This window comes from Streptomyces sp. NPDC091412 (assembly GCF_044756885.1).
Classification (GTDB): Bacteria; Actinomycetota; Actinomycetes; order Streptomycetales; family Streptomycetaceae; genus Streptomyces.
This window is the reverse complement of record NZ_JBIVTV010000003.1, coordinates 247,960-270,432: the sequence shown is the minus strand read 5'-3', so window position 1 is coordinate 270,432 and position 22,473 is coordinate 247,960. Positions and strand designations below refer to the sequence as shown.

Sequence of the window (22,473 nt, the reverse complement as noted above, 5' to 3'; positions counted from 1 at the left end):
GACGGCGGTCAGGCGCGGGTCTTGCGCTTGCGCTGCCAGGTGTCGGCCGCGACGGCGGCGACGATGACGAGGCCGGTGACGACGGTCTGCCAGAAGGAGGAGATCCCCTTGATGTTGAGGATGTTCTGGAGCAGGCCGATGAAGGCGACGCCGATGACGGTGCCCCACATGGTGCCGGAGCCGCCGAAGAGGGCCGCGCCGCCGATGATGACGGCGGAGATGACGGTGAGTTCCAGCCCCTGGCCGGTCACACCCTGCACGTAGGAGAGGAAGGACAGGCCGAGTACGCCGGCGAGGCCGGCGGTGAAGCCGGACAGGACGAAGGCGGTGAGCTTGACCCGCTTGACGTTGACGCCGACGAGGCGGGCGGCCTCCTGGTTGCCGCCGACCGCGTAGGTGTTGAAGCCGAAGCGGGAGCGGGACAGCAGCACCACGCCGAGGGCGGCGACGGCGGCGAAGAGGACGAACTGCATCGGGATCACCCCGAAGAGCCGTCCCTGGCCGAGGAGGTTGAACTCCGCGACCCCGGGCTGGGAGGAACTCAGGGAGATCGGGGCCCCGTCGGAGATGAGCAGGGCGACGCCGCGGAAGACGCTGAGCGTGCCCAGGGTGACGATGAAGGAGGGCACGCCGAGCACCACCACGGCCAGCCCGTTGAGTAGTCCGGCCAGGACGCCCACGGCCAGTCCGACGAGCATCGCCGCGGGCCAGTTCCAGCCGTCCGAGATGAGCAGTCCGGTGGAGATCGCGGAGAGGGCGTAGGTGGAGCCGACCGAGAGGTCGATCTCGCCGTTGAGGATGACGAACGTCGCCCCGACGGCCATGATGCCGATCTGCGCGATCTGCTGACCGACCGAGAGCAGGTTGTCGGACTGGGCGAAGGTCGGCGAGAGCACGGTGCCCAGCAGGAAGAGCAGGACGAGCGCGGCGAAGACGCCGGCCTCGCGTGCGTGCAGCAGCCTGCGCAGCGCGAGCGGGAGCTGTCGTGCCGGTCCGGTGGCCGACGGCGCCGCGGCGGTCGGGGGTTTCGAGGTCGTCGAGGTCACGGGGTTCTTCCAATCCGGGCGTTCAGCTGGTCTCGGGTGGGCAGGGCGGGTACGACGCCCGCGATCGTCACGGTGTGGGCGCCCGCGGCGGCGGCGAACCCGGCCGCCCTCTCGAGGGGCTGCCCCTCGGCGAGGGCGACGGCGAGGGCCGCGGTGAAGGAGTCGCCGGCGCCCGTGGTGTCGACGACGGTGGGGGCCGGGTGCGGTGGCACCGTGGTCACACCGGAGGCCTGGGCGATCAGGGCGCCCTCGCCACCCCGGGTGAGGACCGCGGCGCCGCCGGTGCGCTCCCGCAGGGCGCGCACCAGTTCCCCGTCACCGAGCCCGTGGCCCTCGTCGAGGCCGAGGAGTACGGGGGCTTCCGTCTGGTTCGGCGTGATCACGTCGATGAGGGGCCAGCACTCGTCGGGAAGCGGTCGGGCGGGCGCGGGGTTGAGCAGGGTCGGCGTGCCGGTCTCGCGACCCAGGCGGAGCGCGGTGACCACGGCCTCCTCGGGGATCTCCATCGACACGACCAGGATGTCGGCGGAGGCGATCTCGGCGCGGAAGGGTGCGACGGCGGCGGCGTCCAGTTCGTCCAGGGCGCCCGGGGCGATGGCGATGCGGTTCTCGCCGGACGGTTCGACCAGGATGAAGCCGACCATCGTGGGGGCCTGGGCGGTCAGCACATGTTCGGCGCCGACACCCTCGCGCTGCCACAACGCACGTGCGGAGCGGCCGAAGTCGTCGTCGCCCACGGCGGTCAGCAGCGAGACCTCGGCACCCAGCCGGGCGGCGGCGATGGCCTGGTTGCTGCCCTTGCCGCCAGGGCCGGGATCGAACACCCCGCCCGAGACGGTCTCACCCGCCGCGGGGGCCTTGGGGACCCGCATGGTGAGGCCGGCTCCATAACTTCCGACAACCGCGATCTTCATGGGCGCACCGCTTTGTGTATGGACAACCATGGACAAGCGAGATCGTAGGTACAGGGATGTCCATAGTCAATGGTGGTCAGGAAGATGAACTCCGGATGGTGTCACGCGTACAAGGAACGGGCCCGGGCTCCTCGGTGACGAGGAACCCGGGCCCGTCGGCCGCGCCGCGAGCGGACGGCCGCCGCTAGTGCTGTGACCGGAAAGGTTCACCGGCTCGCGACGGCCGGCACGGCACTCCCCCAGCCTTCGGCCGGGGGTACCCCCACGCCGCGTTGTCGCATCACCCGAGTACATCCCGTACGCGGGCAATGCTCCGCCTTGCGATGCACCGCACCGGACGCCGCGAGCTTCCCGGCAAACCTTCCCGGCCACAGCACTAGGAAGCGCCTGAGTCGCCCGCCGGGCGGCCTGCCCGCGCCTGGCGTTCGCCGAGCCTGCTGTGGGTGCGGCCGTAGAGGAAGTACACGACGAAGCCGATGACCATCCAGATGGCGAAGCGGAGCCAGGTCTCGGCGGGGAGGTTGACCATCAGCCAGAGGGAGGCGCAGACGGAGAGGATCGGGAGCACCGGGACCCAGGGGGTGCGGAAGGCGCGGGGCAGGTCGGGGCGGGTGTTGCGCAGGATGATCACGCTGATCGCGACCACCACGAACGCGAACAGCGTGCCGATGTTCACGAGTTCGGCGAGTTCGCTCAGGCTGGTGAAGCCGGCGACGACGGCGATGATCACGCCGAGCAGGATGGTCGGCCGGTACGGGGTGCGGAACCGCGGATGGGTGTGCGAGAAGAACCGGGGCAGCAGCCCGTCCCGGCTCATCGCGAAGAAGACCCGGGCCTGGCCCAGGAGCAGGATCATGCACACCGTGGTCAGGCCGATGGCCGCGCCGAAACTGATCAGGCCCGCGTACCAGGGATGTCCCGTGGACTTGAACGCGTCGGCGAGCGGCGCGTCCACGGACAGCGCGCTGTACTTCTGCATACCGGTGACGACGATCGACACGGCGACGTACAGCACGGTGCAGATGATCAGCGAGCCGAGGATGCCGCGCGGCACGTCGCGCTGCGGGTTGCGGGTCTCCTCGGCCGCGGTGGCCACCACGTCGAAGCCGATGAAGGCGAAGAAGACGACGGACGCGGCGGTGAAGATGCCCATCACACCGAAGTTCGAGGGCGCCCAGCCGAACATCAGCTGGATGAGCGGTGCCTTGAGGGTGCCGCCCGCGGGCACCGGCTGCGCCTTCGGGATGAACGGGTCGTAGTTGCCGCCCTTGATGAAGAAGGCACCCGCGATGATCACGACGAGCACCACGGCCACCTTGACGGCGACGACGATCGTGGTGACCCGCGCGGAGAGCTTCATGCCGAGCACGAGGATGACGGTGAGGACCAGGACCAGGAGGGCGGCGAGGATGTCGAAGCCGAAGCCGGTCGCGTTGTCACGGCCGCTGAGATATTCGGGCAGGTGCCAGCCCGCGTTGTCGAGCAGCGAGTGGATGTAGCCGGACCATCCGACGGCGACCACCGCGGTGCCGAGCGCGAGTTCCAGCACCAGGTCCCAGCCGATGATCCAGGCGGGGAACTCGCCGAGCGAGGCGTAGGAGAAGGTGTAGGCGGAGCCGGCCACCGGAACCGTGGAGGCGAACTCCGCGTAGCAGAGCGCGGCGAGCGCGCAGACCACCCCGGCCACGACGAAGGACAGGGAGACGGCGGGGCCGGCGGTGTTCCTGGCCGCCGTGCCGGTGAGGACGAAGATGCCGGTGCCGATGATGACACCGACGCCGAAGACGGTCAGATCGAGGGCGGACAGGGTTTTTCTGAGCGCGTGCTCGGGTTCCTCGGTGTCCTGGATCGACTGCTCGACGTTCTTCGTCCTGAAGAGCGTGCTGCTCACGGCGTGACCTCCCCTGCGTGTCGTCCTCGACCTGGCCCGGACCGGCCGAGCCGGCTCGACATGATCGAGAGAGCTGGGGATGCGTATGCCCCGGCACTCGCAGGTTCACGCAGACGGGCCGGTCGCGCCACCCGTAAGAGGGGGCAGGACCGGCCCGTGCCGTCGTCCGCGCGGTCGGCGGCTCAGTCGTGCGCGGGCTGCACCGCCACGTCGACCCGCGCGTCGACCTCGGCGTCGACCTCCGCCTCCGGCCGCTCGAACCGGCCGTCCAGCTTGGAGACCAGGCCCGTGACCTGACGGGCGATGTCCGGCGCGGTCAGCCCGATCTCCGCCAGCACCTCGGCCCGGGAGGCGTGGTCGAGGAAGCGCGGCGGGATGCCGAAGTCGCGCAGCGGCACGTCCACGCCCGCGTCCCGCAGGGCCTGCGAGACCGCCGAGCCGACACCGCCGACGCGGGAGTTGTCCTCGACGGTGACGACCACGCGGTGCCGTGCGGCGAGCGGCGCCATGGCCTCGTCGACGGGCTTGACCCAGCGGGGGTCGACGACGGTGGTGGTGATGCCCTGCTTGTCGAGAAGCGTGGCCACCTCCAGGCACATCGGGGCGAGGGCGCCGACGGAGACGAGGAGGACGTCCGGGGTGTCGGTGCCGGGCTCGCGCAGTACGTCCATGCCGCCGACGCGGCCCACCGCGGGTACGGCGGGACCGACGGCGCCCTTGGAGAAGCGGACCACGGTCGGGGCGTCGTCGACCTCGACCGCCTCGCGCAGCTGGGCGCGGACCTGGTCGGCGTCGCGCGGGGCGGCCAGCCGCAGACCCGGGACGACCTGGAGGATCGACATGTCCCACATGCCGTTGTGGGAGGCGCCGTCGGTGCCGGTGACACCGGCCCGGTCCAGGACGAAGGTGACCCCGCACTTGTGCAGGGCCACGTCCATCAGGACCTGGTCGAAGGCGCGGTTGAGGAAGGTGGCGTAGACGGCGAAGACGGGGTGCACGCCGGCGTGGGCGAGACCGGCCGCGGAGACGGCGCCGTGCTGCTCGGCGATGCCGACGTCGTAGACCCGGTCGGGGAAGGCCTTGGCGAACTTGTCCAGGCCGACCGGCTGGAGCATGGCCGCGGTGATGGCGACGATGTCCCGCCGCTCCTTGCCGAGTCTGACCATCTCGTCGCCGAACACCGAGGTCCAGTCGGCGCCGGAGGTCGAGATCGGCAGCCCGGTGTCGGGGTGGATCTTGCCGACGGCGTGGAAGCGGTCGGCCTCGTCCTGGAGGGCGGGCTGGTAGCCACGGCCCTTCTCGGTGAGGCAGTGCACGATGACGGGACCGCCGAACCGCTTGGCGCGGGCCAGCGCCGACTCCAGGGCCTCGATGTCGTGGCCGTCGATGGGGCCGACGTACTTCAGGCCCAGGTCCTCGAACATGCCCTGCGGGGCGATGAAGTCCTTCAGGCCCTTCTTGGCGCCGTGCAGGGTCTCGTACAGCGGTCGGCCGACGACCGGGGTGCGCTCCAGCACCTCCCGGGTGCGGGCCAGGAAGCGTTCGTAGCCGTCGGTGGTGCGCAGGGTCGCCAGGTGGTTGGCGAGGCCGCCGATGGTGGGCGCGTAGGAGCGCTCGTTGTCGTTGACGACGATGACGAGCGGACGGTCCTTGGCGTCGGCGATGTTGTTCAGCGCCTCCCAGGCCATGCCGCCGGTCAGCGCGCCGTCGCCGATGACCGCGGCGACGTGGCTGTCCCGCTCGAGCAGCTGGTTGGCCTTGGCGATGCCGTCGGCCCAGCCCAGCACGGTGGAGGCGTGGCTGTTCTCGATGACGTCGTGCTCGGACTCGGCCTGCGAGGGGTAGCCCGACAGACCGCCCTTCATCTTCAGCTTGGAGAAGTCCTGGCGGCCGGTGAGCAGCTTGTGCACGTAGGACTGGTGGCCGGTGTCCCACAGCACCTTGTCCTTGGGCGACTGGAAGACCCGGTGGAGGGCGATGGTCAGCTCCACCACACCGAGGTTCGGGCCGAGGTGGCCGCCGGTCTTGGAGACCTCGGTGACGAGGAAGGTCCGGATCTCCTGCGCCAGCTGGTCCAGCTCCTCCAGGCTGAGCCGGTCCAGATCGCGCGGTCCCCTGATGCGGGTCAGCAGCGGCACCCGTGCCTCCTTGCGTAGAGCTGATCGAGCTGTTGCCGGGCTCGTCGAGTCTAATGTTCCGCCCGAGCGCCCGATGTCCGGGCCGGGGGTCGTGTGTCACGCGAACGGCGGTACCCACTGTCGCGCAGGTCATGACACGACTGTGCCCGGCACCCCAGGGGTGCCGGGCACGGTCGTGGTGCGGGCGGCGCTCAGGCGCGTCCGGCCGACTTCTGGGTCTTGCGGGTGATCGAGTCGATGACGACCGTGGCGAGAAGCACACCACCGGTGATCATGTACTGGATCGGGGTGGCGATGCCCTGCAGGGCGAGGCCGTACTGGATCGACGTGATCACGAGCACACCCAGCAGCGCGTTCCAGGTGCGGCCCCGGCCGCCGAAGAGGCTGGTGCCGCCGATGACGGCCGCGGCGATGACGTTCATCAGCAGGTCGCCGGAGCCGGCGCTCTGGTTGGCAGCCGCGATCTTGGAGGCCCAGAAGAGACCGCCGACCGAGGCGAAGAGGCCCGCGACGGCGAAGACCGAGACACGGACCGCGGTGACGTTGATACCGGCGCGGCGGGATGCCTCGACGCTGCCGCCGAGCGCGAAGACCTTGCGGCCGTACGCGGTGCGGCGCAACACGAAGTCGCTGCCGACCAGGACGATCGCGAAGAGCAGCACCGCGAGCGGAAGACCCTTGTACTGGTTGAACATGAACGCCACGGCGAACGCGGCGACCGCGAGCAGCACGGTGCGCAGCACTATGTCGCTCAGCGGGCGGGACGGGATGCCCGCGGCCTCGCGGCGGCGGTTGCCGAGGAAGGCCGACAGGAAGTATCCGGCGACCGCGACGACGGCCAGGAGGTAGGCGGCGGCCACGTCCGAGAAGTAGTACGTGGTGAGCTTGCCGACCACGCCGTCGCCGTCGATGTTGATCGTGCCGTTGGAACCCAGGATCTGGAGCATGAAGCCGTTCCAGAACAGCAGACCGGCCAGGGTCACCGCGAACGCGGGCGCACCGATGCGGGCGAAGAAGAAGCCGTGCAGGGCGCCGATGACCGCGCCGGCCGCGAGGGCGCTGACGACGGCGAGCCACTCGTTCACGCCGTGGGTGACGCTCATCACGGCCATGATGGCCGAGGAGACACCGGAGACGGAGCCGACCGACAGGTCGATCTCGCCGAGCAGCAGCACGAAGATGATGCCGACCGACATCATGCCGGTGGCCACCATGGCGACGAAGATGTTGTTGAGGTTCTCCGCGCCCAGGAAGGCCGAGTCGAGGCTCTGGAAGATCGCGCAGATGGCGATGAGGCCGATGACGACCGGGATGGCTCCGAGGTCGCCGGCGCGCATCTTGCGCTTGAACTCACCGAGGTAGCCGGCGAATCCCTGCTCGCGCACGAGAAGACGGGGGTCGACGGCGGGGGCGGCGTCGGCCGCGGCGGCGGGCGCGTCCACGGGGGCGGCCTGGGACTTGTCGATGCTCACTTCTGAGCCTCCGCGTTGGTGCGCGCCGCACGACGGGTCACGGCGTTGTCCGTGGCACCGGTGATGGCGGAGATGATTTCTTCCTGCGAGGTGGTCCCGACCTCGAACACGCCGTTGTTGCGGCCGAGCCGGAGGACGGCGACCTTGTCGGCGACGGCCTTCACATCCGCCATGTTGTGGCTGATGAGGATGACCGCGAGGCCGCGCTCACGCAGCCGCTCGACGAGGTCGAGGACCTGGGCGGTCTGCTCGACGCCGAGGGCGGCCGTCGGCTCGTCGAGGATGACCAGCTTGGGCTCGCCGAGCATGGAGCGGGCGATGGCCACGACCTGGCGCTGACCGCCGGAGAGCGAGGCGATCGGGATGCGCACGCTGGGGATGCGGATGGACAGGGTCTGGAGCAGATCGCGCGAGCGGCGCTCCATCTCGACCTCGTCCAGGACACCGCGGCGCTTGATCTCACGGCCGAGGAACAGGTTGCCGACGACGTCGATGTTGTCGCACAGGGACAGGTCCTGGTAGACCGTCGCGATGCCCAGGTTCTGGGAGTCGTGCGGCCGGTTGACCGTGACGGGGTTGCCCTCCCACTCGATGACACCGTCATCGATGGGGTGCACGCCGGCGATCGTCTTGACAAGGGTGGACTTTCCGGCGCCGTTGTCGCCGACGAGGGCGACGACCTCTCCGGCGTGGACCTCAAGCTCTACGTCGGTGAGCGCCTGGACAGCACCGAATCGCTTGGAGACCCCGCGCAACGCCAGCACGGGCGTAGCGGACACGTGAACCATCTCCTTCGCCGCCTGAGCCTGACCCCGGCGGGAGGTTGAACAAGAAGAGTGAGGGGGGTTCCGTCCGGCGCCCCGCCGTTGTGCTGCGGGGCTGTCGGCGGCAGGGCGCCGGACGCGCTGACACGGGTACGCGTGATCGATGGACGCGATGTCCCGTGCAGGTCAGTCGGGCCGCCGCTCGGGCGGCCCGGCAGTGTTACTTCAGGCCGATCTTGTCGCAGGCGGCCTTGTACTTGGCCGTGCAGATCTCGCCGAGCGTGTAGTAACCCTGGTCGATGACCGTCTCCTTGATGTTGTCCTTCGTCAGCGAGACGACGGGGACGATGACCGCCGGGACGCCCTTGTCGGTACCGCTGTCGACGGTGCTCGTCGTCAGCGAGCTGTCGAGCTTGCCGGTCTTGGCGATCGAGACGGCCATCTTGGCGACGGTCTCGGCCTCCTGAGGGTACGACTTGAAGACGCTCATGTACTGCTCGCCGGTCACGATGCGCTGCACGCCCGCGAGTTCGGCGTCCTGGCCGGTGACCGGGGGAAGCGTCTTGAGGCCCGCGCCCTTGAGCGCGGTGATGATGCCGCCCGCCATGCCGTCGTTGGCGGAGTAGACGCCGACGATCTTGTCCTTGCCGAGGGCGGAGATGGCACCCTCCATGTTGGCGTTGGCGTTCTCCGCCTTCCACTGCTTGGTGTCGTACTCCTTGCCGATGTTCACCTTGCCGTCAAGGGCGGCGTGGGCGCCCGCCTTGAACTGCGCGGCGTTAGGGTCGGTCACGGCGCCGTTCATCATGACGATCTTGCCGGACTTGGCCTTGTCACCCATGGCCTTCAGCAGGGCCTCGCCCTGAGCCTTGCCGACCTCCTCGTTGTCGAACGAGGTGTAGGCGGCGATCGGGCCCTCGGCGAGGCGGTCGTAGGCGACGACCGGGATGCCGGCCTCCTTGGCCCTCTTCACGCCCGAGGCGACGGCCTTGTAGTCGACCGCGTCCAGGATCAGCACGTCGACCTTCTTGGTGATCATCGTGTCGATCTGCTGCGCCTGGAGGGTCGCGTCCTCCTTGGCGTTGAGGTACTCGACCTTGCCCTTGCCGTTCGTCAGCTCCGCGATCTGCTTCTCGATGATCGGCTTGTCGAACTTCTCGTAACGAGCGGTCTGGTTCTCCGGCAGGAGCAGGCCGACCGTGATGTTGTCGCCCTTCTTCTCGCTGCCGGTCGACTTCGAGGAGCCACCGGACTCCTTGGCGCTGCCACAGGCGGCGAGCGAGACGGCCATGGCACCAGCAGCAACGGCGAAGGCCGCGCGACGCATACGCGTGTTCACTTCTTCAAACCTCCCTGACGAGGCCGCGTCGTTGCGGCCGAGGTGGCTGGAAGTCAACTCGGCTGCGCGTGCGACGTCAAGAAGTAAATCCTTAACGAGATGGCAACGGTGCCATCCGTTCTCTAAGTGAAGGCAGGAGTGGCCGCGTTGAGTGTACCGTCCAAAAGGGTTGAATCGCCCATCTCGCTCAACGCGAGGGCCAGCGCGCCGAGTACTTCGGCGCGGCCGCCAAGCGCGCCGGGAAGCACGGAGAGTTGGCGCGCGGCACTGGGGATGGCGTACCGCCCGACCGACTCCCTGATCGGGCCGAGCACCAGCTCACCGGCCTCGGCGAGATCCCCGCCGAGCACCACCCGGCTGGGGTTCAGCAGGTTGCAGAGATTGGCGACCCCGCTGCCGATATGACGGCCGACGTCGGCGATCACCCGGCGGCAGCCCGGGTCGCCGTCCCGCGCCAGCCGTACGACGCCCTCCATGGTCAGGTCGGTGCCGTGACTGGGCCGGAGCAGCGGGAGCACGTACCCGGCGGCGGTGAAGGTCTCCAGGCAGCCGCGGTTCCCGCAGCGGCAGACCGGGCCCGACTCGTCGAGCGTGATGTGCCCGATCTCACCCGCCGTACCGCCGGGGCCGCGGTAGATCCTGCCGCTGATCACCAGGCCCGCGCCGACCCCGCTGGCGATCTTGATGTAGGCCAGGTCGCGCACGCCCCGGCCGCTGCCCCAGACCAGCTCGCCCAGAGCGCCCAGATTGGCGTCGTTGTCCACGTGCACCGGCACGCCGAGGCGCCCCCGCAGCTCCTCGGCGGGCTTGACGCCCGTCCAGCCCGGCAGGATGGCCGTGGAGCCCAGCGTGCCGGACTCGACGTCGATCGGGCCGGGTACGCCGACACCCACGCCGGCGATCTTGGAACGGTCGACGCCCGTGGCCGCGATCAGCCGGTTGACCAGCTCTTCCGCCCGGTCGAAGCCCTGCGTGGAGGAGGCGTCCACGTCCAGCGGCTCGGACTCCTCGGCCAGCACCTGGTGGGCGAGGTTTCCTATGGCGACCCGCAGGTGCGTATGCCCGAAATCGACGCCGATCACGATGCCGGCGTCCCCGCTCAGGGACACGCTGCGGGCCCGGCGCCCGCCCGCGGAAGTGGGGGTGACCTGGACCGTTCCACCGTCCTTGAGTTCGCGCACGATATTGGAGACCGTCGCCGCGGACAGGCCCGTGGTCCGCGCGATCTCCGCCTGCGTGAGTGATCCGGCAAGGCGCACGGCACGTACGACCCGCTCCAGGTTGGCTCGGTGCAGCGACGACTGCGACCCTGGAGTCTCCACGACGACCTCCTGCGCGCGGGGCCGCTTCGGCGAGGCCCCGTCCAATGTCCAACTAGTGAACTCTAAGCTGAGCTGTTCGGGTCCCCTCCCGTCAAGAGGTTGAACCGTATCCGGGTCCGTGGACACGCTGATGGAGCCGTGTCACGCACGCATGTGCGGACATGCGTGAGCCGCCCCCGCACGCCCCGGAGGGGGCGGCGAGAGCGGCGTACACGGGCGGCGAAGGCGCCGGGCGCCGCCCGCACGGGACGGGCCTCGGCACCGGAACGCCGGAGGGCGACGCGCGGAGGGCGGCAGGAGGCACGGGGTGGCGCGTGCGGGCGCCGGGACGCCGGGAACTACTTCAGGGCGCCCGCGGTGAGCCCCTGCACCACCTGGCGCTGGAAGACGATGTACGCGGCGAGCACCGGCAGCATCGCCATCACCAGTCCGGCGAAGAGACCGGACCAGTCGCCCTTGTAGCCCTGACTCACGGCCAGCTGCACCAGGCCCTGGGTGAGCACGTGCTTGTCCGGGTCGGTGTTGAGCACCGTCGGCAGCATGTACTGGTTCCACTGCCCCAGGAAGTTGAAGATCCCCACGCTGATCAGACCGGGCTTGGCCATCGGCAGCATGATCTGGAAGAACGTCCGGGTGTGCGAGGCCCCGTCCACGAAGGCCGCCTCCGCCACCGAGCTCGGCAGGGTCCGGAAGAACGCGGTCAGGAAGAACACCGTGAACGGCAGTGAGTAGGCGATGTAGACCAGGATCAGACCGTGAATGGTGTTCAGCAGTCCCATGTTGTTCACGACATAGAACAGCGGGACCAGGGCCAGCATGATCGGAAAACTCATGCCGCCGATGAAGAGGTAGTAGATGAAGCGGTTGCCCGGAAAGTCGAAACGGGCCAGCACATACGCCGCCATCGAACCGAGCACCAGGGTGCCGACGAGCGAACCGCCCACCACCAGAATGGTGTTGAGGAAGTATTCGCTCATATTGGCATCGGTCCAGGCCCGCGCCCAGTTGTCGAAGTGGAGTTTGTCGGGCAGCGCCCAGGGCGAGCTGAAGATGGAGTTGTCGTCCTTGAAGGACGTCATCACCGCCCAGACCAGCGGCATGACCACCATGATCGCCCAGATGATCAGAATGCCGTGCGAGAAGACGTTGAGGACGGAGCCGTCCTTCTTCCGTCCGCCCGGCTTTTCGGCCGGTACGCCGGCCGTGGCGAGGCCGACACCGGACTCGGCCGGAACGGGGGCGGGGGACTCGGTCGTTTTCATCGTCAGAACTCCAGCCGCTCGCGCCGGCCCAGCCGCATCACGACGGCCGCGAAGGCCAGCGTGACGATGAGCAGGGCGACGCCGATCGTGGTGGCGTAGGCGGCCTGACCGTCACGGAACGCCTTCTGGTACACGTACAGGACCATGACGGTGGTCGAGTAGTCGGGGCCGCCCGGCCCGGTCGTCATGATCTGTACGACCGCGAACGACTCCGCCCCGAGGGCGAGGATGCCCATGTACACCCAGCCGGACTGCACGGTGTCCCACAGCAGTGGCAGGGTGATCCGGAAGAAGGTGGTGAAGCGGCTGGCGCCGTCCAGCAGCGCGGCCTCGTACAGGTCCGCCGGGATGGAGGCCATGCCGGCCGAGAACAGGACCACGAAGAAGCCGACCGTGGACCAGACCAGCACCCCCATCACGCACCACAGCGCGAGGCCCGGGTCGCCCAGCCACAGCGGCTGGACGCTGCCGAGCCCGATCCCGCGCAGCACGGAGTTGATCGCGCCGCTGTCCGGGTTGTAAGCGAACGCGAACAGCAGGGCCACGATGGCGATCGACAGTACCTGCGGGAAGAAGTAGACGATCTTGTAGAACGAGGAGCCGCGGACACCGGAGATCGCCGGCCCGCCCCGGCGGCGCCGCCCACCCACATTGATCATGAAGGAGAAGAACAGCGCCAGACCGATCGTCACCAGCGGTAGCACCAGAGCGAACAGCAGGCTGTGCTGCAACGACTTCCAGAAGATGTCGTCGTGGAGCATCCTCTGGTAGTTGTCGAAGCCGACCATCTGGAAATCGGGGCTCAGACCGGTCCAGTCCGTGAACGAGTAGTAGATGGACTGGATGAACGGCCAGATGACGAAAAGCGCGTACAGCCCGAGGGGAACCGCGAGGAACCCCACGATGAACCGGTACTTGCCGTGCTGCATTGCTGCCGACCCCGATCTCTGGGCGGGTGGTACCGCTGGTGACGGATCCTCAGAACTACTGGTGCTTGTAGTGCTTGATCGACTGGTCCTTGGCGGCCTCGTCGGCGAAGCCCTGGATCTTCTTGATGGCCTCGGCCGGGGTGAGGCGGCCGGCCATCATCTCGCCGATGCCCGACACACCGATCTTCTCCTTCTGGAGCTGCACGTACCAGTCCTGGAGCCGCGGGTTCACCACGTTGGAGCCGGCCTTGTCCAGCGCCGCGACTCCGGACTTCAGTCCGGGGGTGAGCGGAATGCCGTCCGTGCCGCCGTTGTACGCGGTGAGCGACTTCACCTTGGAGGTGAAGTTCTTCGAGGAGGCCTCGCTGAGCATGATGCGCAGCTGCTCCATGCCGCCCTCGGGGTTCTTGGCCTTGGCCGGGACGATGAACGGCTCGCCGCCGGAGGCCCAGATGGTGCCGAACGGCATCTTGTCGGAGCTGTCGATGCCGGTGGGCGCGGAGACGGCCAGGTCGAAGTCGGCCGGGATGACGTTCGCGGACTCGTTCTCCACCCAGGAGCCGTTCGGGATGAACAGCGCCTTGCCCTTGGCCCAGGCGGTCTGCGACTGGATGTGGTCCAGGCCCGGGGTGCCCTTGAGGATGTAGCCCTTCTGGAAGAGCTCGTAGTAGGCCTCGAAGCAGGCCTTGACCGCCGGGTGCTTCCAGGCGTTGGGCTCGAGGTTGTCGATGGCGTCCAGGACCTCGCGGCCACCGACCTTGCCGATCATCGGGTAGAGCGAGAAGGGCAGGTAGTAGGGGTACTTGCCGGCGTAGGTCCAGCCGGCCATGCCCTTCTTCTTGGCCTTCTCGCAGACCTTGAGCATCTCGTCCCAGGTCTCCGGGTACTTCTCGTCCAGCGAGTCCAGGGCCTTCTGGGAGTACCACACGCCGTAGACCGTGTAGGCGTAGTACAGGATCCAGACCGGCTGTCCGTCGAACTGGCCCATCTCCACGATGCCCGGGCGCAGGGTGTCGCGGACCTTCTTGCTCGGGTCGTCGTAGGACGCGGCGTCCAGCAGCGGGGTGAGGTCCGCGAGCTGGCTCTTGCCCACGAGGACGCCCATGTCCATCTGCTCCGCGCCGGAGTTGTCGATGAGGTCCGGCGGGTTGCCCTGGTTGAAGCGCGGCTGGAGCGTCGACTGGATCTTCTGCGTGGCGGCGAACTTGGTCTTCGCCTTGGGGAAGTCCTTCTGGTAGATCTTCACGGCGTCCTCGGCGTATTCCTTGCCGAAGCCGCCGTCGAACAGGACGAATTCCATCTGCGCGGTGTCATTGACACCGAGCGGGTTCTTCTCGGTCTTCTTGCCCGCCTTGGCCTTCTCCTGGCCGTCCCCGCCACCACCACTGGCGCAGGCGGACAGGAAGCCCATCGCGGGAACGCTGATGAGACCGAGTGCGGCGGACCGCTTGATCAGAGCCCGGCGGCCGACGCCTCCGTGGTGCTCGGCGGAAGTGGATCCCATGCTCAAGTCCTCGCCTTCTCCAGGACTCAGGCGGTGAACCGGATCCTCCCCGGCACCGCGGTCGGGTCAAGCTGGGTCGTGCAGGAAGTACTTCGTGCGTCATCTACCGGGATCGGACGGAAGACGAGGAGGCGGACGCGTCTCGCACGTCGCACCACCCTTTCCGACTCCCCCCGGGTCCGCTTCCGGCCGTTCTCACGGTCGCGCGGACGCCGACAGGTATAGTCCACTTCCCGTCAACGGAGCAAGATCGAGAGCAAGGTTCACCGCGGGTCTTTTCCGAGTTGAGACCTCACGCAGAATATGAGCCGTCTGTGGGCTTCCGTTGACGGAGATATCCGCACCTTTGCGTCCGAATGCCACACCCAACACCCTTGACATCACTGGTCACTTGGCTCCCTACTGGTCCTTGCGTAAAGAGCTGACAACGTTGTCCGAACGCAGGGAGGGACGCCGCGCATGCAGCGCAGAGTACGGCACAGATGGGGTCCGGCGGTCGTCATCACGGCCGCCTTCGTCACGGCAGCCGGCTCGCAGGGGGCCGCGGTCGCCCTGCCCGGCAAGCCCCCGGCCGCCGACCGGGAGTTCAGCTCCTCGTTCGAGGCCGGCGATCCGGCGCCGGACTGGCTGAACACGGTCGACACCGCCCCCGGCGGCGGCAAGCGCGCCTCGGGCGTGGACGGCGGCTACAGCACCGGCATCCCGGGCAATGTGGACGACCACATCACCGAGGTCCGGGCCAGCGGGGAGAACACGGGCGGCGGGGAGGTGAAGGAGAACCTCGTCGACGGCGAGTCCGGCACCAAGTGGCTGACGTTCCAGCCCACCGGTTGGGTCGAGTTCGACTTCGACACACCGCAGAAGATCGTCCGGTACGCCCTCACCTCCGCCAACGACTTCGACGGGCGCGACCCGAAGGACTGGACCCTGAAGGGGTCCACCGACGGCAAGGACTGGAAGACTCTCGACACCCGCACCGGGGAGAAGTTCTCCGAGCGGTTCCAGACCAGGACCTACGACCTGGCCGAACCGGCCGAGTACCAGCACTTCCGGCTCGACGTCACCAGAAACAACGGCGCCTCGGACATACTCCAGCTCGCCGATGTGCAGTTCTCCACCGGCGGCGACGACGCGCCGGTCCCGCAGGACATGCTCTCGCTGGTCGACCGCGGCCCGAGCGGCTCCCCGACCGCGAAGTCGGGCGCCGGCTACACGGGCAAGCGGGCCCTGCGGTACGCGGGCCGGCACACCGCGAAGGACCGGGCGTACTCGTACAACAAGCTCTTCGACGTCAACGTCAAGGTGCTGCCCGACACGCAGCTGTCGTACCGCCTCTACCCGTCGATGGCCGACGGCGACCGCGACTACGACGCCACCAACGTCGCCGTCGACCTCGCCTTCACCGACGGCACCTACCTGAGCGGACTGGGCGCGACCGACCAGCACGGCTTCACCCTGAGCCCGCAGGGCCAGGGCGCGGCGAAGACGCTGTACGTCAACCAGTGGAACAGCGTGGCCTCCCGGATCGGTTCGGTCGCGGCGGGCAAGACCATCGACCGGGTCCTCCTCGCCTACGACTCCCCCACCGGCCCCGCGAAGTTCCGCGGCTGGCTGGACGACGTGGTGATCAAGCAGACGCCGCAGGAGAAGCCGAAGGCGCACCTGTCGGACTACGCGCTGACCACCCGCGGCACCAACTCCAGCGGCAGCTTCTCGCGCGGCAACAACTTCCCCGCGACCGCCCTGCCGCACGGCTTCAACTTCTGGACGCCGGTGACCAACGCGTCCTCGCTGAGCTGGCTGTACGAGTACGCGCGCGCGAACAACGACGACAACCTGCCGACGATCCAGGCGTTCAGCGCGAGCCACGAGCCGAGCCCCTGGATGGGCGACCGGCAGACCTTCCAGGTGATGCCGTCCGCCGCCGCGGGCACCCCGGACACCGGACGCACCGCCCGCGCGCTCGCCTTCCGGCACGAGAACGAGACCGCGCGGCCGTACTACTACGGGGTGCGCTTCGAGAACGGCCTCAAGGCGGAGATGACGCCGACCGACCACGCGGCCGTCCTGCGCTTCACCTACCCGGGCGACGACGCGAGCGTGGTGTTCGACAACGTCACCGAGCAGGCCGGCCTCACCCTGGACAAGGAGCACGGTGTCGTCACCGGCTACTCGGACGTCAAGTCCGGGCTGTCCACCGGCGCCACCCGGCTGTTCGTCTACGGCGTCTTCGACAAGCCCGTGAAGGACGGCTCGTCGAGCGGCGTCAAGGGCCACCTGCGCTTCGACGCGGGCAAGGACCGCACGGTCACCCTCCGCCTCGCCACCTCCCTCATCAGCCTCGACCAGGCGAAGGACAACCTGCGCCATGAGGTCCCGGACGGCACCTCCTTCGACACCGTCAAGGCGTCCGCCCAGCGGACCTGGGACAAGCTGCTCGGCAAGGTCGAGGTCCAGGGCGCCACGCCCGACCAGCTGACCACGCTCTACTCCAGCATGTACCGGCTGTACCTGTACCCGAACTCCGGCTTCGAGAAGGTCGGCGGGAAGTACCAGTACGCCTCCCCGTTCTCGCCGATGCCCGGCCAGGACACGCCGACCCACACCGGCGCGAAGATCGTCGACGGCAAGGTGTACGTCAACAACGGCTTCTGGGACACCTACCGGACCACCTGGCCCGCGTACTCGCTGCTGACACCCGGTCAGGCCGGTGAGATGGTCGACGGCTTCGTGCAGGGGTACAAGGACGGCGGCTGGACCTCCCGCTGGTCCTCCCCCGGCTACGCCGACCTGATGACCGGCACCTCCTCGGACGTGGCCTTCGCGGACGCGTACGTCAAGGGCGTGCCGATGGACGCGAAGGCGGCCTACGACGCGGCCCTGAAGAACGCCACCGTGGTGCCGCCGTCCTCGGGCGTGGGCCGCAAGGGCATGACGACCTCCCCCTTCCTCGGGTACACCAGCACGGCCACCGGTGAGGGCCTGTCCTGGGCGATGGAGGGTTACGTCAACGACTACGGCATCGCGAAGATGGGCGAGGCCCTCTACAAGAAGACGGGCGAGAAGCACTACAAGGAGGAGTCCGACTACTTCCTCAACCGGGCCCGGGACTACGTGAACCTGTTCGACTCCCGGGTCGGCTTCTTCCAGGGCCGCAACGCCCGGGGCGACTGGCGCCTCGACGCCTCGAAGTACGACCCGCGCGTGTGGGGCTACGACTACACGGAGACCAACGGCTGGGGCTACGCCTTCACCGCCCCGCAGGACAGCCGCGGACTGGCGAACCTGTACGGCGGGCAGAAGGGCCTGGCGGACAAGCTGGACACCTACTTCGCCACTCCCGAGACGGCCGGCCCGGAGTTCGTCGGGTCCTACGGCGGTGTCATCCACGAGATGACCGAGGCGCGGGACGTGCGGATGGGCCAGTACGGCCACTCCAACCAGGTCGCCCACCACGTGACCTACATGTACGACGCGGCAGGGCAGCCGTGGAAGGCGCAGGAGAAGGTCCGTGAGGCGCTGTCCCGGCTGTACGTCGGCAGCGAGATCGGCCAGGGCTACCACGGCGACGAGGACAACGGCGAGCAGTCGGCCTGGTACCTGTTCTCCTCGCTCGGCTTCTACCCGCTGGTCATGGGCAGCGGCGAGTACGCCATCGGCTCCCCGCTGTTCACCAAGGCGACGGTGCATCTGGACGGCGGCCGCGATCTGGTGATCCAGGCCCCGAAGAACAGCGCGAAGAACGTGTACGTGCAGGGCGTGCGGTTCAACGGCAAGGCGTGGAACTCGACGAGCCTGCCCCACTCCCTGCTGTCCAAGGGCGGTGTCCTCCAGTTCGACATGGGTCCGCGGCCCTCCTCGTGGGGCACGGGCAAGGACGCGGCGCCGATGTCGATCACGACCGGCGACAAGGCGCCGAGCCCCCGGGCGGACGTACTGAAGGGCGACGGGGCGCTGTTCGACGACACCTCGTCGACGGAGGCCGCGGTGACGACGGTGGACCTGCCGGTGACGGGCCCCGTCAAGGCCGTCCAGTACACCCTGACCTCGTCCGGCGACCGCGCCAAGGCCCCAGCCGGCTGGACCCTCCAGGCGTCCGCTGACGGCACGACCTGGAAGACGGTGGACCGGCGCTCGGGCGAGTCCTTCGCCTGGGACAAGCAGACCCGCCCCTTCACGATCGCCGCACCGGACACCTACCAGAAGTACCGCCTGATCCTGGACGGCGCCTCGACGCTGGCGGAGGTGGAGCTGCTGGCCTGACGCCGCCGAGCACCCGGCATGAGGAAGGGGCGGGCCCGCCGGGCCCGCCCCTTCGTGCCGTCCCGCGGGCCGGTCAGCCCGTGGCGACGGTGAAGACGTGCAGGTCGGCGTTGCCGGGCAGGCGCACTGCGCTGATCCGCTTGCCCGCCGGGGCCTCGTACGGCTCGGTGGCGAAGACGTAGGTGGTCACCGTGTCCTTGCCGGCGCCCGCGACGTTGCGGTACGCGGTCCGGGCCACCACCGTGTTGCCGTACTGGACGGTGCCGCCGCCTCCACCGACGGTCCAGTCGGTGAAGGAGAGGTCGACAGTGCCCGTGGTGCCGTCGGTGTAGGTGACGGTGGCCCTGGTCTGCTGGTTGCCGTTGACCGCGCTGCCGACGAAGGACAACCGGGCCGCCGGCGTGGCCAGTTCGATGCTCTGGCCGGCCGCCGAGGCGTTGTCCGGGCGCCCGCTCGGCGAGTTCGGCCAGGTGAAGGTGAGGCCGTTCACCGTGCCCTGCCCGCCCGGGGTGAGGCCGGCCGCCGCGAGGGCCTGGCGGGAGTAGCTCCAGCCGCCCCCGTCGTAGTCGGCCTCGTCGTGGTCGCCGTCGTCGTCCGAGACGCCGGTGTTGTCGTAGGCGGCCAGCAGGCTGCCCGGGGCCGCCACCGTCAGGGACACCGGCTGCTCGTAGGACTGGCTGCCGGAGGTGACCGTGACCTTCGCGTCGTAGAAGCCCTGTTCGGCCTCCGGGGCGGCGGTGAGCGTGATCTGCCGGGCGCCGTCGGTCACCGTGCCCTCGGCGGGGGTCGCCGTGATGCCGGACGGGGTGCGGACGCTGAAGCGCACCTCGGGGCCCTGGCCGCCGTTCAGTGACAGGGCGCGGACGCCGAGCGTCGTGCTGCCGCCGGGCGCGAGCGTCGCCGCGGTCGGGCCCACACCGATCTGGTACAGCTGCTCGCCCTGGCGGAAGGAGGGCGGGGCGGCGGACGGGGCGCTGCCCCAGGTGCGGTCGGGGGTGGCCGAGAGGGTGTAGTCGAGCCGGCCGCCGTCACGGACGAAGCCCGCCGGCAGCCAGGGGCGGTCACTCGCCCGGCCGTTCACCTTCAGGGACCGGACGTACGGGGATCCGGCCGCCGCTCCCGTGGCGCGCACGGAGATGTCGTTGCCGTGCGGGCGGCGGATCTCGATCCGCTCGAACAGCGGGGAGGACAGGACGAGTTCGGCGCGGGAGGGCACCTGCGGATACATGCCGAGCGCGGAGAAGACGTACCAGGCGGACATCGCGCCGAGGTCGTCGTTGCCGGGGATGCCGCCCGGCTGCGTCGTCCACAGCTGCCGCATGGCCGCGCGGACGGTCTCCTGCGTCTTGTAGGGCGCGCCCGCGTAGGCGTACAGGTAGGGGACGTTGATCGAGGGCTCGTTGTCGAGTTCGGACTTGGCGCCGCCGCTGCCGCTGAACGCCCAGCCGCCGTCGGCGTCGTGGAAGAAGTCGTCCAGGCGGGCCAGCGCCGCGTCGCGGCCGCCCATCGCCGCGAACAGGCCTGCCGGGTTGTGCTGGACCATCCAGGTGTACTGGGCCGCCGTGCCCTCGACGAATCCGTTGCCGGTGTCCGGGGTGAAGCCGGTCACCCAACTGCCGTCGGCCTTGCGGTTGGCGATGTAGCCGCCGGAGGGGTCGGCCGCGACGTTGAAGTTGTTCTGCCACCACTGGGCGCGCTCGGCGAACGTGGCGGCGGTCTTCTTCTGCCCCGCCGCTTCGGCGAGTTGAGCCAGGGCAAAATCGGCCGTGGACATCTCCAGCGTTTCGGCGGCGCCGCCCCAGGCGTTGGAGACGGACGGCATGTAGTGCAGCTTCAGGTACTTGTCCAGGGAGGGCCGCTGGCCGGCCGACAGGACCGGTTTGCCCGCCGGGGACAGGTCCCGCTCGGTCGGCACCGTCGCCGCCTTCACCAGGGAGGCGAGGGCCCCCTTCAGGTCGAAGCCGGTGCCGCCGAAGGCGTGGATGCCGGCGAGGGCGGTCGGCGAGGGGTCGCCGTTCATGACGTGGGTGCCGCTCGCGCCGTGCAGCCACCGGTCCCAGACACCGTCGTTCTGACGGGCCAGCTCGTACAGGGACTGGGCCATGTCCGAACCGGTGGCCGGGCTGAGCAGGGTCAGCAGCTGCACCTGGTCGCGGTAGACGTCCCAGCCGGAGAAGGTGCCGTACTGGGCCTGGTGGCCGCGGCCCACGGTGTGCACCTTGTCGTCGGCGCCGCGGTATCTGCGGTCGGCGTCGCTGACGACGTTCGGGTGGAGCAGGGCGTGGTACAGCGCGGTGTAGAAGGTGGTGCGCTCCTCCTCGGTGCCGCCGCCGACGCGGATCGCGCCCAGCCGGTCGTTCCAGGCGCGGCGGGCCGCGTCCTTGACCGCGCCGAAGGAGCGCTGGGGCGGGTTCTCCGCGGCCAGGTTGGCCTCGGCGCCGGCCTGACTGACGTAGGAGATGCCGACCTTGACACCGACCGGGCCGGTGCCGGACGCGAACTCGACGTAGCCGCCGGCGCCCTTGCCCGCCACGGGCCTGCCGCCGTTCGCGAAGCCGCCCGTGCCGCCGTTCGCCGAGGTCGCGCCCTGGTTCAGCTTGTCGTCCTGCCAGGTGCCCGTCGCCTTGAAGGGGCGGTCGAAGCGGGCGGTGAAGTACAGGGTGTAGTAGGCGCGCCGGCCCTCCGGGTCGAGGTATCCGCAGAAGTTCCCGGAGGTGACGGAGCCGGAGACGGTCCGCTTCGCCGGGTCGATGGTGAGCGACGAATCGGTCGAGCCCACCTCGGAGTTGGCGGTACGGACGAGGAGGGAGGCGGGCTTGTCCGCGGGGTAGGTGAAACGCGCCGAACCGGTGCGGGCCGTGGCCGTGAGGTCGGCGGTGACTCCGGAGGCGAGGCCCACCGAGTAGTGGCCGGGCTCGGCGGTCTCGTCGGAGTGGCTGAAGCCGGAGGCGTAGACGGCGTCCTTGGTGTCGCTCGCGGGTGAGGAGGTGACCTTCCCGGCGTACGGGAAGAACGGGATGTCGCCGCTGCCGCCCGCGCAGCCCGTGCCGGACATATGGGTGAGGCTGAAGCCGCGGATGCGGGTCGCGTCGTACTGGTAGCCGCCGGGCGCGACCGTCCTCGTGGCGTCGCCGCGGGTGTTCTCCGGGCTGAAGGAGAGCATGCCGAACGGAACGACGGCACCCGGGAAGACATTGCCCGCGTTCCTGGTGCCGATCAGCGGATCGACGTACGCGGTGGCGTCCTCGACGAGGGCGGGACCGGATCTCGGGGGTGCGGCGGGCGCCGCGAGGGCGGGACTGGCGCCGCCGGTCGCGAGCACCGCGGCCAGCAGCAGGGACATGGGACGGAAACGCATGACGCGGCCCCTCCTCCTTCGGACGGGTCGCGCACCACAGGTCGCACAAGCCTCAGGGACAGTAGCGTGCGCCGGTGGTATCACGGAAGACCGCGTACGGGTACGCAGGCGCGCGCCGCACTCACGCGGGCGGACTCCTGGGCACGGGCATTGACATCGTTGTCGGCACAGGCAGTACAGTCATGTACAGACCAATTACGACAACGTTGTCGCACCGCGGTGTCGCACAAGCCGGCAGCATCGGGGGCGAGGTGGGAGCCCCCGGGGACGG

The 22,473-nt window shown here is 69.2% G+C and carries 13 protein-coding genes; 1 reads left to right on the top strand and 12 read right to left on the bottom strand.

The genetic code is table 11. The features are described 5' to 3' along the window. Window positions 1-8: 8 nt before the first annotated feature. From ACIQMV_RS09325 to ngcE, 11 genes are all read right to left on the bottom strand, one after another. Window positions 9-1,046 (bottom strand): ABC transporter permease, encoded by a 1,038-nt coding sequence (locus ACIQMV_RS09325; RefSeq protein ID WP_141357318.1) that lies wholly within the window; start codon window positions 1,044-1,046, stop codon window positions 9-11. Further along, entirely contained in the window at window positions 1,043-1,960 is a 918-nt protein-coding gene (locus ACIQMV_RS09320) for a ribokinase (protein ID WP_402592161.1), read from the bottom strand. The genes ACIQMV_RS09325 and ACIQMV_RS09320 overlap by 4 nt, the downstream gene beginning before the upstream one ends. Window positions 1,961-2,336: 376 nt before the next feature. Further along, complete coding sequence (locus ACIQMV_RS09315) at window positions 2,337-3,851, bottom strand: amino acid permease (RefSeq protein WP_401779537.1); 1,515 nt, start codon at window positions 3,849-3,851, stop codon at window positions 2,337-2,339. 182 nt (window positions 3,852-4,033) lie between these two features. Beyond that, entirely contained in the window at window positions 4,034-5,989 is a 1,956-nt protein-coding gene (gene dxs, locus ACIQMV_RS09310) for a 1-deoxy-D-xylulose-5-phosphate synthase (RefSeq protein WP_402592160.1), read from the bottom strand. A 191-nt stretch (window positions 5,990-6,180) separates the two neighbouring features. Next, a complete protein-coding gene (locus ACIQMV_RS09305) occupies window positions 6,181-7,461 on the bottom strand; it encodes a sugar ABC transporter permease (RefSeq protein ID WP_402592159.1) in 1,281 nt (426 codons plus the stop codon). Beyond that, complete coding sequence (locus ACIQMV_RS09300) at window positions 7,458-8,249, bottom strand: ATP-binding cassette domain-containing protein (protein ID WP_326804571.1); 792 nt, start codon at window positions 8,247-8,249, stop codon at window positions 7,458-7,460. The genes ACIQMV_RS09305 and ACIQMV_RS09300 overlap by 4 nt, the downstream gene beginning before the upstream one ends. A 196-nt stretch (window positions 8,250-8,445) precedes the next feature. Next, complete coding sequence (locus ACIQMV_RS09295; RefSeq protein WP_402592158.1) at window positions 8,446-9,564, bottom strand: sugar ABC transporter substrate-binding protein; 1,119 nt, start codon at window positions 9,562-9,564, stop codon at window positions 8,446-8,448. A gap of 122 nt (window positions 9,565-9,686) precedes the next feature. After that, window positions 9,687-10,886 carry an ROK family protein gene (locus ACIQMV_RS09290; RefSeq protein ID WP_402592157.1) on the bottom strand — a complete coding sequence of 400 codons (1,200 nt, stop codon included), beginning with the start codon at window positions 10,884-10,886 and terminating at the stop codon, window positions 9,687-9,689. 338 nt (window positions 10,887-11,224) lie between these two features. After that, a complete protein-coding gene (locus tag ACIQMV_RS09285) occupies window positions 11,225-12,148 on the bottom strand; it encodes a carbohydrate ABC transporter permease (RefSeq protein WP_388478169.1) in 924 nt (307 codons plus the stop codon). A gap of 2 nt (window positions 12,149-12,150) precedes the next feature. Then, entirely contained in the window at window positions 12,151-13,077 is a 927-nt protein-coding gene (locus ACIQMV_RS09280) for a carbohydrate ABC transporter permease (RefSeq protein WP_141357336.1), read from the bottom strand. A gap of 55 nt (window positions 13,078-13,132) precedes the next feature. Beyond that, on the bottom strand, window positions 13,133-14,581 hold the full coding sequence (gene ngcE / locus ACIQMV_RS09275; protein ID WP_141357339.1) for an N-acetylglucosamine/diacetylchitobiose ABC transporter substrate-binding protein: 1,449 nt from the start codon (window positions 14,579-14,581) through the stop codon (window positions 13,133-13,135). Between the two features lie 459 nt (window positions 14,582-15,040). Between ngcE and ACIQMV_RS09270 the strand changes: the two genes are divergently transcribed. Beyond that, window positions 15,041-18,844, top strand: a complete 3,804-nt coding sequence (locus ACIQMV_RS09270; protein WP_402592156.1) for a GH92 family glycosyl hydrolase — start codon at window positions 15,041-15,043, stop codon at window positions 18,842-18,844. Window positions 18,845-18,917: 73 nt separating this feature from the next. Here ACIQMV_RS09270 and ACIQMV_RS09265 read toward each other — a convergent pair whose 3' ends face one another. Further along, entirely contained in the window at window positions 18,918-22,202 is a 3,285-nt protein-coding gene (locus tag ACIQMV_RS09265; protein ID WP_402592155.1) for a GH92 family glycosyl hydrolase, read from the bottom strand. Between the last annotated feature and the right edge of the window lie 271 nt (window positions 22,203-22,473).

What these genes read in the sequence shown, in the direction of transcription:
- ACIQMV_RS09300 (WP_326804571.1), bottom strand. Translation starts at nt 8,249, where the DNA reads ATGGTTCACGTGTCCGCTACGCCCGTGCTGGCGTTGCGCGGGGTCTCC.
- ngcE (WP_141357339.1), bottom strand. Translation starts at nt 14,581, where the DNA reads ATGGGATCCACTTCCGCCGAGCACCACGGAGGCGTCGGCCGCCGGGCT.
- ACIQMV_RS09265 (WP_402592155.1), bottom strand. Translation starts at nt 22,202, where the DNA reads ATGCGTTTCCGTCCCATGTCCCTGCTGCTGGCCGCGGTGCTCGCGACC.
- ACIQMV_RS09280 (WP_141357336.1), bottom strand. Translation starts at nt 13,077, where the DNA reads ATGCAGCACGGCAAGTACCGGTTCATCGTGGGGTTCCTCGCGGTTCCC.
- ACIQMV_RS09320 (WP_402592161.1), bottom strand. Translation starts at nt 1,960, where the DNA reads ATGAAGATCGCGGTTGTCGGAAGTTATGGAGCCGGCCTCACCATGCGG.
- ACIQMV_RS09285 (WP_388478169.1), bottom strand. Translation starts at nt 12,148, where the DNA reads ATGAAAACGACCGAGTCCCCCGCCCCCGTTCCGGCCGAGTCCGGTGTC.
- ACIQMV_RS09270 (WP_402592156.1), top strand. Translation starts at nt 15,041, where the DNA reads ATGCAGCGCAGAGTACGGCACAGATGGGGTCCGGCGGTCGTCATCACG.